Consider the following 15,015-nt stretch of genomic DNA (forward strand, 5'->3'; position numbering starts at 1 on the left):
ACGATAAATATACGGGAAATTTGGGAATCGGACCGGTAGCTCAGCTGGATAGAGCAGCTGCCTTCTAAGCAGCAGGTCATTGGTTCGAATCCAATCCGGTTCACGAAAGTGGACAAATCGAAATTAGTTTCGGTTTGTCCATTTTTATTTTGGGCGAATCCCTTGTCCAGACTGTATATTAGCTTAACGGCTTCGTTGATTTGGGTGGTTCGATAATTGAATCCGTCAAAAGTGAGTTTTTCGGGAAATATCGAACCAATAATGTGCCGCTTCTTCTTTACATCACTGTCAAGATACAGTTGTTCAAGCCTGACTAAAGATGTTATTGCCTTGTCAAGCAAGGCTTCTATATTAGTGGTTGTTCTGGAAAGTTCTATTAGACCGGCTTCGAGTTGGGTAATTCTTTTCTCACAATCAGCTTTGATTTCCTTATAATCGGCAGCGCTAATATCCTCCCTTAACAATAATTTTCTTGCTTTTACAATATCAGCCTGTGCTTCATTTAGCTGATCCGTAATTTGTCTGACTTCACCATGATGCCCTTTTGCATGTACTTTATAGGCGGAATTAATTACGTATTTATAAGATTCTGCCATGCCGGGGTTGGGTATAAATTTGCGTAGTTCCTTTGAAAAAAGGTCATTAGCCTGTTCTGCTTTAAATCTTGCACCACAGGAGGAAATGCAGTGATAATAATAATACTGGCCATTTCTACCACGAGAAGCACTGCCCGTTAATAGTTTACCACATCTGGGGCAAAGTAAATAGCCACGCAGTTGCATTATTTCCTGTGAACCAACTTTTGTGCGGTAATCCTTCTTTTTGCCATCCAATATATCCTGCACTTCATAAAATAGTGCTTCCGATATAATAGGTTCATGCAGACCCTGTACCTGCTTACTTTCTTCATCTTTAAAAGCAGATAGGTATATTTTACCACAATAGACCGGGTTTCTCAATAATTTCCAGAAATTAGCCTTGCAGCAACGAATGCCTTTTAAACAGGCCTCCTTATATAATTGCTCTACCTGATACTGGCCGGTTGCCAACATATCAAATACCCATTTCATAATACTGGCAGAAGGTTCCTCAGGGGCTATATACTTTCTGAAATCTTCTGTTATCTTATTGACATATCCTACAGGAGCTGGCCCCATCCACCGCCCTTCCTTTTTTGCCCTGCGCATGCCGTATCTTACATTAAGTGCCCTACGATCATTTTCGACTTCCGGCGTTGCCAAATAGACCGCAAGCATTATTTTGCTTTCCGGGACTGTCATATCCAATGGCTGTTCTATGGCCTGTGGTTCTACTCCCTGCTTACGAAGAATATTAATCATTTGGTAAGCATCTCCTGCGTTACGGCTAAACCTATCCCATTTGGTAAACAGGATTACATCAATCTGCCCTTTCCGTTTCTTTAGGTCTAAAAGCTCAGTGCTCCATCCCGGCCGGTCAAACGTCTTCGCTGAATAATCCTCAAATATTACTTTCCGGACAGTAATTCCATTGTTAAGGCAATATTTCTGCAAACGTTCCTCCTGATCTCTCTGGGAGAAACCTTTGTCAGCCTGTTCGTCAGTACTGACGCGTATATATAAGTCTGCTTTCATTTTCCTAAATATGTGTTTAAAGCAATTTGAGCTAACTTGTACATAAATTCCAAAATCAATTTAGCTTCTTCAATAGTTACATGCGTACCATGCCCCTTTAGTATTTCAACTATTTTCTCGGGCTGAATGTTTTCCATCTGCACCTCCACTTTTATCAACTTCACAAAATCTCTCTGTGCAAGAGAATATACCCTCCAATGCTAATATAGTAAATTTGTTAGGTTAATTTATATTTTACCAAAACTTTTTATTAATTTGGAGTGTTTATTTTGAAAGCCTTACCCAAATTGGTCAGCTTTAGCATACTTTGGTATGATTTGTATACTGGGAATAAGGGTATATTAGATTCTGTTACACGTTTTGATGCCATTACGTATAAAATGAGTAAAAAATGGAAAAGACGTATAAGGTTAGCTATAAAACATATTTAAATGACCGGCTAAAACAGGTGTTTTTTCACGGTCAGCTTACGTATCCTTTATATGTACAGGTAACTTTTGACAGGAAAACAATTGTTTTTAAGAGTTACTATTTTGAATTGTTTTCCAAAGCCAGATATGTAATATTCATGGATGGGAAAATGCATGGCCCTTCGCTGGAACAGATTATGGAGAAGGAAGAACTTTTGATTAATTACATTATTGATAAGCGACTGCCTGATTTTTCTTTAGACCAGTTTAAGCTGGACTATACTTTTTACAGCAAAGATTTGTGTGACGAAATGGAGCCGGGGTTCATAGATTACCTGTTTGTTTTCTTCCAGGATAAGGGAATGCCTGCATTAGCTACTACTATACAACAAGGCAGTAAATTTCGCATCCTGTATGATGTGATACAGGATATGAAAAGGGCGTTTAATCGCCCTTTATATGATGAACTGGTAGATAACTCCTTTTACTATGCCCCGCCTTATCTGCCATTATATGGATTTATGCAACAAACCAAGAAATGGCCGATGTTAAGCCTCACGGTTATGGAATGGGAAGATATTAAGACGAAAGCTAAGTTTGCTGATTATATGCTGAATAATAACCCGGAAAAGGATGTGCAGGAAATCTATGATCAGGTAGAAAAGTGGCTGACACATATTAAAGATGTTGGTGAATAGCCGTATCCCTAATCCATACCTTCAAATAAATCTGACAGCATTATGTGGTAGTATTTGGCCAATCGGAAAAGTACTAATATCCTTATATGCTGGTACTTCCCTTTCTCAATATTATGTAGTGTGTATACGGAGATACCAGTATCAGTCGAAGTAGCAGACAGGCTAATCCCCTTTTCCATACGGATACAAATTAGATTGTGGCCTAATTTGCAAGTGTATTTATCAATTTTTTTCTGTAGTGTTTTCCCCTTCATTGTTTATTGTGTTAATAGTTTTTACTATGATTTCTCCGTTAGACCATTCAAATTCCCGGACGCTGATTAAGTGGCAGGCATCTGCAAGTTTATCAAGATGCTTTTTAAATGCCAATACATCAATTACATCTCCAGTGGCCTCCATGTTATCGCCTGTTAAAGCAATATGTAAAATATTGTGCAGTTCCTCTTTCCATTCGGATAGTGTACGAAACTGAAAGAATTTAGGAAAGACTTTATAAGGGGTAATAAATTCTTTCCGCGTAAGATTACGGGGAAAATAATCCCAAGGGTAGTCTTTATGTACAAATTTGCAATACAAGGCAGGGTTCATCATGTCAATTTCTCCTTCCGGATACTGCAACCTTAGGTTAGCCAGCCTTTCGCTATTGTCCATCTGATTAATAAGCCATCCGGCTTCAATTAACCGGAAAAGTCTTTCAAGAAAATAAACAAGATTACCGGGGGATTCGTGGTTCCAGCTGGCCGCTTTATATACCGCTGCCATCCAACTGGCAATGGTTCTTTTTACATAGGCTAAGTCATATTCATGGAAAAAGGTATTAGCTACCATGTATGGATTGGCTATTTCAGATACGGATAAGTTTTGCGGGTAAAAGTCGTGTGGTTGTGGCATAAACAGTAATTTATTTGGTGATTAAATGTTTTACAGACTGGCCGAATGCTTCAATTTTTTTCATACAAACCTCTTTGGCTCTGAATTGCAGGTATTCAACACGTTCCAGCAGGACAGATACTTCATACTCGCTGATTTCGTAATCATTAGTATATCTCGCCTTTACATAGGCCGTGTTTAACAGCTGAAAAAACTCTTTTTCTTTATCCGTATCCCGTGGAAATACGGTTGTTATTTCTTTGGCACATAACCGGCATGTCTGTAGCAAACTGGTGAGGTTATGGGTAAATACGTTCCGGTTCATTAGGCAGGCAATGACAGCCCGCAGTAGGTGTTCTACTACCTGTTGTAACATAAATGCTGCTATGCCGTACTTTTTTGTAAGCAGGTAATACCTGGCTCCGTCTATAAATGTGTCACATTTAGGGGTATCCTGCTCAAAAGTTTTATACGCTTTTTCCTGTATTTCTGTTATGGGTAAATGTTCAGGAACTGGCAAGGGGACGGTATTTATACTATATACAAGCGCCTTATCTGTACAAACCACAGAGTAAAATATATGTCCCTGTTGCAAAAAGCTATATACTTCCTGCGCTTTCCGTATTAAGACCTTGACTGATGTCATATCCTTACAGGCAGCAGTAATACTATTGTGGTATTCATCAAACGGCTTAGAGGCCGTTTCAGGCAGCAATACCATTAGCTCTAACTGTAAATTCTCTCCGCTTTGGCCGTCACTAATCGGGTTAATGAGAAATATCCTTTCTGGCAGCGCTTCTTTGACTATTGCCTGTATCACCTGCTGTAATGTTTCATCCGGGGTTATGGATACCACGGTTTCGTCTGGTTTGACTACAGGTATTTCTGGCAGTGGAGCTGCTTCTTTTGCTGCATCTTTCCTTTTTTTCTTATTATAGAGCAAATAAGCGGCTTCTATCAGCATTTCAGTATGAGTATAGAAAAGCAGTATGGTGCTGGCTTCATTATGCTCAGTTCCTTGTCTTTCATGGTTAATTACCCAATAGCTATATAGTTCCCAAAGGCGCTTCCGGCAATCTTCTACTGTGAAATCATTAAAAAAGACCTCCAGCGCTTCATGAGGCTTACCTACACCGTTACACTCCATTTCAGTGGGCCTATAGGAGAGCGTCTTATATTCCTGCTTTGTCATATGGTATCGATTTGGTAATCAAAACAACATAACAATACCCTCATATTCAATACTTTAATTATCTATCTTGCCGAATAAATAGAATATCTTAGCGGTATTTTATACCCCTTTGGGGTTCATTATTCCATTGATAGATTTATTATATTTGTAGCATGACAAATACTGATATGCCAAACAAAGTACACGAAGGAAAGAACGTTAAACGTTTCAGGGAAATGCTGGGTATGAAGCAGGAAGGACTTGCCTATGAATTAGGCGATGATTGGACACAAAAGAAAATCTCTCTATTGGAACAGAAAGAAACTATAGAACCGGATATTTTAGAACAGGTAGCTAAAGTATTGAAGGTAACCCCCGAAGCTATTCAGAAATTTAACGAAGAAGCTGCGATTAATGTTATTGCGAATACGTTTAATAGTAACGATAGTTCTACGTTGAATGCCATTAATTACTATTGCAGTTTTAATCCTATTGATAAGGTAGTGGAGTTATATGAACGGTTGTTGGCAAGTGAAAAGGAAAAAGTAGAATTGTTGCAAGGGAAACCTAAGAACTAAAATTGACGAACAACAATATAGAAAAAGCCACCTTGTTGGTGGCTTTTTTCTATATTTTGCTTATTGAATCTGTTATAATTCAAATTATTCATTTTGGTTTTAAAATTACCTGCATCTAAAAAGGACTAAACTAATGAGTATTTTAATTGACATTGTAAGAATTTCTAACTTCCGCTCTCTAAAGAATATCGAAGTACATTTAACGCCTCTTACTTTGCTTGTTGGTGCTAATAACGCGGGGAAAACCACATTCCTAAAGGCAATTAACCTGGCTTTAGGAATTGAAAAACGTTTTGTATCAAAAGAAGATTTTCATATAAGTAAAGAAGATGTTTCTAATGAAGCAAAGAAAATTCGAATTGATGTAAGGATTATTCCTGTAAATGAGAACAGCGAAAGAATAAAAGAGTTTACGGATTTGTGGAGAGATGTTGAATTTGGTGATCTAATAAATATTGATAGGAATGATAACCAGTATGTGGCTTTTAGAACTGAGGTGTCATATAACATCTTCAAAAATGATTACGAAATAAAAAAGTATAAGATTGGTGATTGGAAGGAAAACGTTGAAAACTGGGAGAAAGAGGAATATTTAGATCCTTTAAAGTCGTCATTTCAAACATTGCCATTGTTTTTTATAGATGCTCAACGAGATATATTAGGTGACCTGAAGGATCGTTCCTCCTATCTCGGGAAACTTATTTCTAAAATTGAAATAGATCCAAAGAAAATTGAGGAACTCGAAAAAAAAATAAAGAGTCTAAATGATGATATTGTAGGGAATAGTGAAGTTTTATCCCATTTACGTGATAGGTTAAAAGAATTAAGTAACACGATTCCATCAGGAAGTACAGGTATTGATATTACTCCTTTAAACAAAAAAATTAGAGATCTGAATAAAGGATTGAATATTAATTTTCAAGATGGTGAAAATGAAAGTTTCCCCCTTGAATATCATGGGATGGGAACTAGAAGCTGGGCTTCCCTTTTGGCATTCAAAGCATATATAACGTGGCTGGCCGATAGTTTTGAAAAGGGGAAAGTAAGCCCATATTATCCCATTTTAGCACTTGAAGAGCCAGAAGCTCATTTACATCCTAATGCACAAAGGCATTTATATTCTCAGCTAATAGAGATCAAAGGTCAAAAAATTATTACCTCGCACTCTCCATATATTGCAGGACAATGCGATTTAGAAGAGATTAGACACTTTTATAAATCAAATGACCTTCCTCAAGTATCTCAATTTAGTATAGATGGAATGTTCCCAGAAGATTTGAGAAAATTACGAAGAGAAGTAATGCATTCCAGAGGAGAATTGCTTTTTGCAAAGGCTGTTGTTCTTTTTGAAGGAGAAACGGAAGAACAATCTTTGCCGATTTTCGGTAAAGGGTACTGGGCCAAACACACTTTTGAGCTAGGGATAAACTTCGTAGGAGTTGGAGGAGCAGGTAATTATTTACCTTTTATTCGCCTTTGTAAAACATTCAATATTCCTTGGTACATACTTAGTGATGGAGAGCCTGATCCTGTCAAAAAAGTAAAATCAGCTCTTTCAAAAATTAAGATTAGTCTCGATGATAGTCCCTCAAATCTATTTGTAATTCCAAACTCTAATGACTTTGAAAAATATTTGATTGAGTTAGGCTATCAAAACGAAATTAAGAATGGAATTATTGAAATCGAAAACGCAATCTATAAAAATTTAGTTTTTAATAGTGAACAGGAGAAAACTGCCAGAGCAGAACTTCTTGAGAAAAGGAAAGTTGAAATATCTGCATTTAGTGATTTGGATATTTTAAATTATATGTCTAAGAACAAAACCTCAATAAGCCCTATTGTTACTGAAATTATCGTGAAATTAGAAGATAAAAACAGACGATTCCCTCCAATCTTGAAAAGTCTTTTTGATAAAATATCTGCTGATTTGAAAATTGAAATTGATAAAGCTAATATATAATGGAAATCAGGCTTTCATATAAACAAAGATTAATAGTTGAGTCAAAAGACGGGCCTATGCTTGTTTTGGCAAGTGCAGGAAGCGGTAAAACGAGAGTTTTGACTGAACGTGTAAGATATTTACTCTCTTCGCAACCAGGAACATTTAAAGTGTTAGCATTAACATTTACAAATAAAGCTGCGGATGAAATGCAAACACGCCTTAAAGATGTACAGAGCATAAAGGATAGGGCATTCATTGGAACTATTCATAAATTTTGCCTTGAGCTTATTCGTTCAAAAGGTACTGCAATAGGGATAGATAAAATGCCGCATATTTTTGAGCGGGAGAATGATAGAAGAGAAATTTTACTTGAGGTATTTGAGAATAACCTATCATTAAAAAAATACGTTACAGGAGCTTCAGATAAAGATAGGCAGAAGTTCATATTTGATGTTTTAAATTACATCAGCCAGCAAAAAAAGAATTTATGTGGGCTTGTTCAGACGAACGAAGCGACTGATGAAGAAACAATGTTACTTTTCAATGAATATAACGCTGTGTTATCTTCTCAAAATGCCATAGATTTTGATGATGTAATTTGTCTCGCTTATAAAATCCTTGTTGAACGTCCGGCTGTCGCCGATTTATATAGAAAGATGTTTAGATATGTATGCATTGATGAAGCTCAAGACTTAAATTTTGCGCAATATGAATTAATCAAAGCACTATGCGGTAAGCAACACAATAATATTTTAATGGTTGGAGATCCTAATCAAGCGATTTATGGATTTAATGGGTCAAGTAAAACTTTTATGACTGAAAACTTTGTCATTGATTTTAACGCCCAGATAATACAGCTTGCGGAAAATTTCAGATCTTCTATTTCCGTCTTAACAGCAGCACAAAAGTTAATTCCAAATTCAGTGGATATTTCTGATGCTGTAATCAATGGTGAATTTTCAATTTCTGAATGTCAAAATGAACAGTCAGAAGCAGAGTTCATAGCTAATAAGATTAAATTTTTCCTGGATTCTAAAAAGCACAATGATATCGAGGGGGATATAACTGCTGAAAGAATTGCTGTTTTAGGAAGAAATAAATATGTATTTAAAAGTCTTGAAAAGGAACTAGGAAAAGAGCGAATTCCATTTGTTTATAAAAAGACTAATGATCTGAGCGAGCCTGTAAGTGATTTACTTAAAATGTATGATTTAGGCATTAGAATTCTAGTGAACTCTTTGGATAAACTTCATTTTATACAGTTGTGTAAACTTTTAGAGTTAGAAAAAATTCCTTTATTAGATACTAATGTTGGGATTGATAAGCTATATAAATTATCTGATTTTATTATTTCACCTGATATAAAAAATGAATATACCATTCTATTTGAGTCCTGGAAAGTTGTTAATTCAAGTATAAATAATTTTATAAAGGGATTGGAACTGATAGAAGCATATGTTAATACTTCACCTCATTATTCGAACGACTTAATAAAGAAGGGATTTGTAATACAAGATATAGAAGAGCTAAAAGCATTATGGAAGGTATACTCTCTGCAAACAACTGCTGAGAATAAAACATTATCTAACTTTAGGAATCAAATTGCTTTAGGGATTTCCCTAAATAATAACAAAAATACCGGAGTTACATTAGGTACAGTTCATTCTGTGAAAGGATTAGAATTTGATATAGTTTTTTTGATGGGGATGAATGAGGGTACATTTCCTGATTATCGAGCGGTTAAGGAAGGTGGAGCGTCTCTTAATGAAGAAAAGAATAATGCATTTGTAGCTTTAACACGCTCTAAGCGTCTTTTATATGTCACTTACCCCAAACAGAAGTTCATGCCATGGGATAAGGAAACACCTGTTAACCAAGCACCTTCAAGATTTTTGAGAAATTTGTCGTGACACTCTATTGTTAGTGGGACATTTTTCTTTTGATATAGTCTGTTAAAATTGGTGTTGCAGATTAAGCTCTTTGTCAGTTGGATACCAAATGAAGTTATTTTTTCGTACAGATTTATTTGCTAAAATATCTGTAAGATTTGAAATAAAAAAAGGGAATGATAAGTCTTCGATGTTATATAGGGAATGTGGTTTTTTGTCTTGTGGCCAAAATTTCAAGAACAAATCCTTATTTAAAGAAACATGGTTTACTTTGAATTTCTTATAACTCTCTTGGGTAACAAAGCCGATCTCACCTTCAGAGAATCTTTCCGCAAATATTACATTATCAAAATTATTTTCATAGCCTTCAAATGAAAATATACCATTGAATAAAACTTGGCTCTTATTTTCTTTTCCTGAAAAAACGAAATTCCCATTTTCATTTGCTTGTCTGACTACATTCGTTAGATTTTGATTCTGTAGGTTAGCTTTTACCTCAATAATGCCTCTGACAGCATCGGCTGTCAGAATAATAAAATCGCCCTCTTTAAATAGAATAGGACTTGTATCATCGTAGATAATTAAGTCAATCTGTTTTGAAGATAAATGCTCACCGCGATTGTGTGTTTGTTTAATTACGAAACCTGTTCCTATTGAATACTTTTCGGGAATAAATCGTTTAATGACATTTTTAAGAACTGCTTCTTTATGTCTTCCTACTTCGGGCCAATGATGTATTAGATTTTTAACTCTGTTTGTTATTGCCAGAAGCTCGTCGGTAGTCGTTTTATGAAATTCCTTTAAGTTCATTACAATGTGTCAATTATTGCTAATTAAGTCCTTTAGCTCAGTTTTAAAATCCTTTTAATTACTCATGTTTTATGATTTAAACGCTAACTTTTCATTCCACATAAATTTTTATTACCATATACTGAACTTTCTTGATTTAAATACACATACAAGTAGATTACATACATTAGTTTCATCAATACTTATTTCTATCAATTTACAGTTTTTATCTTTGCAAATTGGCAAATTTGTTTTTTCAACAATTCTGTCAATATAAAGTTCCCAACTTTTGTTATGAAGTGGAATCGGGAATAATATAAAAGCCACAAACCCTTGATCTGAATTTAATTTTATTGCGTCGTTAATAATCGATTGTATATTCTTAGTTATAGGTTTTTTGCAATTTCTGACGCCTTCATTTTTCCAATTTGTATTTGATGTTTTTAACTCGATGCTATAAAAAATTTCTTTATGAAAGAACGTGATATCAGTAGCATTTCGATTATAGCATGCTTTAGTCTCTACTTCAACAGACTCCATCCCTATCTGAATTAAACGATGGGCTAATTCAAATTTTAACCAGCCTTCAAATTTTGCTTTTTGCCTTAAAGGAATTCTGAGCAAGTCTTTCCGATCGATTAGTAATTCTGAAATTGCTTTACAAATTAGATTATCCATCAGAATAAAATATTCAGTTTAAACTCCCAATATATAAATTTTACAGCACACGGTAGCTACAAAGTCCGAATGATTGAAACTCTATCTTTCCTTCATTTACCAATTCAGCAATAATTTGAGTAGTCTTTTCGTCACTAAACCCAATATTTAAACCAATCGAAATTTCATCAATTCGGCCATTATTTTTTTTAAGCGCCATTAAATATTTTTCTTTATCGGATATCATATTTTTTCTTTTATCAAAGTAAGCTGTTTAATAAATCTCTAATCTCTTCTAACCTTGGTCGTAAGATACTTATGTTTGCTTGGTAATAATCTTTAATCTCTTGTACTCTAGGTTCTGAAATTATTTGTTCATTGAGGTTTGAAACTATTCTTTCCGAATTTTGACCTGTTAGTATTGAGGTTATAATCAATGTTGTCAGGTCAAGTGTTCTATGAAGTGGCAATTCCTCACTTTGTCTACTCCAGTTATTACCAGTATGGCGAAAGACCTTAACAGAAATTTCGTCTTCATCATATTGTGCTTGCCCAATGGATAAAACTTTAGCATCGCTATTGGGAGCATATTGTCCATCAATCTTATCGTAGTCGTTTACAGCTATAATTGGTTTGTGTTGTAAATGCTCGGGGACTGCCATATATTTTCTAATTGGAGGTGTTAAATAAAAAATGTTTTGGGCCTTTTTCTCTTTTCATGTTGTTGAATAAATATAGTCCTTATTGTTATAAATATACGTAAGTTTTCAATTTTATTAAATATCAAATGATATCTAATTATTCGGGATCATATGAATATGATCGCTATTTTCGATAGATACTTGTAGGGTGTCTTTATTAGTAATCACAGATTTTGGTAAATATTATTTATTTATTTTCGGAATGTGATTTTGTCCGAGCGTCATCCATCCTTTTTTTTACATCTCTTCCACTTTGAGAATATAGATAATTCCAAGCCCTTTTAATTCTATAATTTTCTAGCTGCTGTAGCTTTATCTCCTTTTGGTTGTCGCACCAATGAATACTAAATTTATACAAGTTAGTAAGGAATAGCATAATTACCAACCAAAGGAACCAACGTCCAAATACTATCTTGTAAAACAGTTTTGCATCCTGTTCCGGGAAAAGCAATAGCTGAAATTTCCGTATCACGTTCTTGGGTTGTCCAGCTGCCGTCAATTTCATATCTACGACCCCTTTCTAACAATTTCCTGTATCGGCCTGGTATCAGTAGATACGGAAATCCCCTTCGGTGTATTCAGCTTTTCCTCAAAGTTGTTAAACTTGTTGGTTAATACATTAACAGCTGTAACCAGGTCAGCAATGGATTTTACATGTGACTTTTGTTCCTCTGCAAATTCTTCCAATACCAGTTCCAAACTGTCTTTTTCAATACCGGTTATGTTTTTTGTAGTTTCCATAATAAATGTGTTTTGAATGAAATAATGGGGTTACAGGCTCATTTTGAATTTCTTTTTCTTCTTGCGCTTGGCTTCTTTTAACAGTTCAGGGTTTATATAATCAAATGACTGTTCCGGCTTAAGGATCTGATAAAGAAGGTTAGAAATTTCCTTCTGAATTTGGGCAACGGGGGACTTATCCCATTCCTTCGTTTGGCTCACCGTTTGCAACATCCTTTGAGTAGGAGTAAACGAATGCCTTACACGGTGCTGTTGATATTCAGGTTGCTTTGCCTTTTCTTCCGCTTGTTTAATCTTCAATTGGCTTTTTAGATGCAGCACCTTTTCAATAGTAGCCAGCGAAAAACCGACTTCGCTGCCTTTTATTTTCACCTTCTTCTCATCAATAAAAGAAATACCACGCCCTTTAATAACCTTGTATCCTAATGCCTGCATCTTCTGCTCAAACTCTGAATATTGATGTACATTTTCTAAGGTCTGCCGAATGTCCGTTCTCAGTTTTTCCTTCCGCATATCCTGCCGGGGCAATAACCGGTCTTGGGGAGATAAAAAGGCACGCGGACTTAATACTTCTTGTAACTTATATTGCTTTTCAAGCCTGCGGCAAAGGGCCGCCATTCTTTTATAGCTGTTGCTGTCACTGGCTACTTTTCCGTCAAAACCTACCCGGTTGGCGGCAATATGTATGTGTTGTTCTCTGGTATCATTATGCATTACGCAGATATATTGGTTATCCGCTATGCCAAATTCCTTTGCGCATTCACTGCCTATTTTCGTAAGCTGGTCTTTGGTGAGCATCTCTCCGGGAGCCAGTCGAAGGGATAAATGCAATACCGGCTTTTCCACCCGTTTATTCAACTTCCGAACATCTTTAAAATCATTCGTCAACTCGTACTTATCTCCGAAACATTTATTGTAAAACAGTACTTCTGCCCGGTTTTTATGTTGTAGGTTATCTTTCAGTGAAAGCTGCAGCTTCTGTTCTTCGGAAAATCCCCGTTTATCCTCCAGACAATAACTGATGCAGTGATAAAAAGATGCTCCTATAGATACATGCCCGATCATTGTAAATAGCTTTTAATTTGTTTTGCCAATTCCTTCACCTCTCCGGATTGGACTTTTAAATTGGCCCGTTCTAAAGGGCTTAATTCTTCGATGCCATTTCGCTTCTTGGCAATCTGGTTAAGGTTTGCTGCCATGTGATTAAGCGTACCGGTTAGTTCTAAAACTTCTTTAGGCAGCGCTTTTTCTCGCCTGTCTATTTTTCCGGTTATACCTATTTCCCGCAGGTATTCCGAAACGGAAAGGTCCACACTTCTGGCCCTTGCTTCTATGATGCGCCTTTCATAAAGGCTGCATTTTATGGCCATCAATTGATCTTTCTTAACGTCCTTTTTAGGGCGACCTCCTTTGTTTTTAGTTTGTGCATTCCGCTGCTCCATATCTTCCTCCTCTTTATTTTTTGAATGCGATAGCATGAAAAAAATCCTCCCCGAATGCGGTAGCATGAGGGGAGCCAGTAGTTTTGGTTTTACCAAAACATAGCTGGCTACCCGAACGTCAAAGTCGCCTTCCTATCCGCTGGCTTTCCTCTTTGATATGGTGATGGTGAATAAGCCACGCGTTTAAATCCTTGTGGCCTTTATAAAACTCGCTCCGATTAATGTATTTATCCTGCTGGCCGGTGTTCCAATCCAATGCCTTTTTAGTGGCATTTATTCCGGCAGTATCCCGGTCTAAAATCAAATGAACCGTCTTGTATTCCTCCATCACGGGACGACTTTTTTCAAAGAAGGAAAGGGAGTTTAGTATCAGGCAATTTGACAGGGGGGCTTGCTTTTCCCGGTTGATCGTTTGAAAAGAAAGGAAGTTAAAAAAGCCCTCGAACACCACCAGATCATCCGACCGTCTGCCTTGTTGCAGGGTTACATCTTTAGGTGAGCTGCTGCCTTTAAAGTTTTCATTTCGTAGTTCATACCCTCCGGCGTTGTTGGGAAACCCGATGACGGTATGCTTCTTACCATACAAAAGAAAATCTACTTCTTTACAAAACCGGGTGGCAATTTCCAGCGGTATGCTTCTTTTTTGCAGATACTCCAACAAGGGTTTTTCAGCCAGGAGGCGGGTGTCCAGAATAACAATTTTGTTTTCGGTGGTATTTTTCTTTTCACCAGCAAAAGGAGACGGGGTGAGTTGCTGACCGATGGACGGGGTAGGCGGTTGAAAAGAAAAACTCCGGGTAGGCAGGTGTTGTGACAGGCGGCCAAGTAAAACTCCAACAGTACAATTAAAGTAAAGGATTCCAAAATCTACCAGATTACCACCTTTCCCGGTTCCGTGATCGTACCATACATTCAGCTGTCTGTTTATTTTAAAAGATGGTGTTTTTTCCTCCCGAAATGGAGATAAATACCAATAATCTTGGTTGCTTGCCTTTTGTGGCCGGTAACCCAATGAGGCCAGATAATCTACCAGATCAATCCGATTGGCCTCTGCACACATTAATTTTTCCATACACTTCAATTTCAATTTCACATTAAGTATGTTTGCAATACAAATGAAAAAGCGGCTTGCAAGCACTGGTTTTTATACCAAAATGCTTGCAAGCCGCTGCAAATCAATTATAAAATGGTTCGAGAATACTCTACTACAGTTCACCACACAGAAAGTCGCGAGTAATCGTGACTTTCTGCGTTTATGCACAATTATGTACGATGACAACCTTACTTTCAATTTTATTGCTCATTTTATCTATGATTTTGTTCGATCAAATTTCGGATATCATTAAACCATGGAAGTATCCAAACCGAAGCAAGTTCAGACCCTAAAAAACTATTAGCTACCGACGTTACAGATATTGACAGTAGTGCGCTTAGTTATGACGCCGCCGGGAGACTCATTCTTTTTGAACAGCATGAACCGGCAGATAATTTTACATCTTTTCTGAAACCGGTAT

15 protein-coding genes, 1 tRNA gene and 1 pseudogene are annotated in these 15,015 nt (G+C 36.5%); 5 read left to right on the plus strand and 12 right to left on the minus strand.

Annotated elements, in window-relative coordinates:
* Positions 1-29 precede the first annotated feature (29 nt).
* A tRNA-Arg gene (locus tag GO495_RS05370) sits at positions 30-103 on the plus strand.
* A 733-nt stretch (positions 104-836) separates the two neighbouring features.
* Here GO495_RS05370 and GO495_RS32610 read toward each other — a convergent pair.
* Positions 837-1,613: pseudogene (locus GO495_RS32610) on the minus strand (recombinase family protein); the annotation flags it as partial.
* Positions 1,614-2,004: 391 nt separating this feature from the next.
* Between GO495_RS32610 and GO495_RS05380 the strand changes: the two are divergent.
* Complete coding sequence (locus tag GO495_RS05380; RefSeq protein ID WP_157298642.1) at positions 2,005-2,721, plus strand: hypothetical protein; 717 nt, start codon at positions 2,005-2,007, stop codon at positions 2,719-2,721.
* 8 nt (positions 2,722-2,729) lie between these two features.
* Here GO495_RS05380 and GO495_RS32615 read toward each other — a convergent pair whose 3' ends face one another.
* The 3 genes from GO495_RS32615 to GO495_RS05395 are packed head-to-tail and all read right to left on the minus strand — an operon-like array spanning position 2,730 to position 4,783.
* Positions 2,730-2,975, minus strand: a complete 246-nt coding sequence (locus GO495_RS32615) for a helix-turn-helix domain-containing protein (RefSeq protein WP_420808898.1) — start codon at positions 2,973-2,975, stop codon at positions 2,730-2,732.
* On the minus strand, positions 2,944-3,612 hold the full coding sequence (locus tag GO495_RS05390) for a hypothetical protein (RefSeq protein ID WP_157298644.1): 669 nt from the start codon (positions 3,610-3,612) through the stop codon (positions 2,944-2,946). The genes GO495_RS32615 and GO495_RS05390 overlap by 32 nt, the downstream gene beginning before the upstream one ends.
* A gap of 10 nt (positions 3,613-3,622) precedes the next feature.
* Complete coding sequence (locus GO495_RS05395; protein ID WP_157298645.1) at positions 3,623-4,783, minus strand: HEPN domain-containing protein; 1,161 nt, start codon at positions 4,781-4,783, stop codon at positions 3,623-3,625.
* 152 nt (positions 4,784-4,935) lie between these two features.
* Between GO495_RS05395 and GO495_RS05400 the strand changes: the two genes are divergently transcribed.
* From GO495_RS05400 to GO495_RS05410, 3 genes are all read left to right on the plus strand, one after another.
* Positions 4,936-5,340, plus strand: a complete 405-nt coding sequence (locus tag GO495_RS05400; RefSeq protein WP_157298646.1) for a helix-turn-helix domain-containing protein — start codon at positions 4,936-4,938, stop codon at positions 5,338-5,340.
* A gap of 133 nt (positions 5,341-5,473) precedes the next feature.
* Complete coding sequence (locus GO495_RS05405) at positions 5,474-7,300, plus strand: ATP-dependent nuclease (RefSeq protein WP_157298647.1); 1,827 nt, start codon at positions 5,474-5,476, stop codon at positions 7,298-7,300.
* Positions 7,300-9,192, plus strand: a complete 1,893-nt coding sequence (locus GO495_RS05410; protein WP_157298648.1) for an ATP-dependent helicase — start codon at positions 7,300-7,302, stop codon at positions 9,190-9,192. Before GO495_RS05405 ends, GO495_RS05410 begins: the two co-directional genes overlap by 1 nt.
* Before the next feature lie 42 nt (positions 9,193-9,234).
* Here the strand turns inward: GO495_RS05410 and GO495_RS05415 are convergent, their stop codons facing one another.
* The 8 genes from GO495_RS05415 to GO495_RS05450 form a co-directional block, all read right to left on the minus strand.
* The gene (locus GO495_RS05415) at positions 9,235-9,981 is read right to left on the minus strand and encodes a DUF6602 domain-containing protein (protein WP_157298649.1); all 747 of its coding nucleotides are present in this window, start codon (positions 9,979-9,981) and stop codon (positions 9,235-9,237) included.
* 111 nt (positions 9,982-10,092) lie between these two features.
* Positions 10,093-10,638, minus strand: coding sequence for a hypothetical protein (locus GO495_RS05420; RefSeq protein WP_157298650.1), 546 nt, complete (start codon positions 10,636-10,638; stop codon positions 10,093-10,095).
* A gap of 40 nt (positions 10,639-10,678) precedes the next feature.
* Positions 10,679-10,864: a DUF7343 domain-containing protein gene (locus tag GO495_RS05425; protein ID WP_157298651.1), complete on the minus strand. Its 186-nt coding sequence runs from the start codon at positions 10,862-10,864 to the stop codon at positions 10,679-10,681.
* A 13-nt stretch (positions 10,865-10,877) separates the two neighbouring features.
* The gene (locus tag GO495_RS05430) at positions 10,878-11,279 is read right to left on the minus strand and encodes a DUF6530 family protein (protein WP_157298652.1); all 402 of its coding nucleotides are present in this window, start codon (positions 11,277-11,279) and stop codon (positions 10,878-10,880) included.
* A gap of 546 nt (positions 11,280-11,825) precedes the next feature.
* Positions 11,826-12,059, minus strand: coding sequence for a hypothetical protein (locus tag GO495_RS05435; protein WP_157298653.1), 234 nt, complete (start codon positions 12,057-12,059; stop codon positions 11,826-11,828).
* Between the two features lie 30 nt (positions 12,060-12,089).
* Positions 12,090-13,124 (minus strand): relaxase/mobilization nuclease domain-containing protein, encoded by a 1,035-nt coding sequence (locus tag GO495_RS05440; protein WP_157298654.1) that lies wholly within the window; start codon positions 13,122-13,124, stop codon positions 12,090-12,092.
* Positions 13,121-13,567, minus strand: coding sequence for a plasmid mobilization protein (locus GO495_RS05445; protein ID WP_240915153.1), 447 nt, complete (start codon positions 13,565-13,567; stop codon positions 13,121-13,123). The genes GO495_RS05440 and GO495_RS05445 overlap by 4 nt, the downstream gene beginning before the upstream one ends.
* A gap of 52 nt (positions 13,568-13,619) precedes the next feature.
* On the minus strand, positions 13,620-14,573 hold the full coding sequence (locus GO495_RS05450; protein ID WP_157298655.1) for a toprim domain-containing protein: 954 nt from the start codon (positions 14,571-14,573) through the stop codon (positions 13,620-13,622).
* Between the last annotated feature and the right edge of the window lie 442 nt (positions 14,574-15,015).

This window comes from Chitinophaga oryziterrae (assembly GCF_009758125.1).
In the GTDB taxonomy this organism is placed as follows: Bacteria; Bacteroidota; Bacteroidia; order Chitinophagales; family Chitinophagaceae; genus Chitinophaga; species Chitinophaga oryziterrae.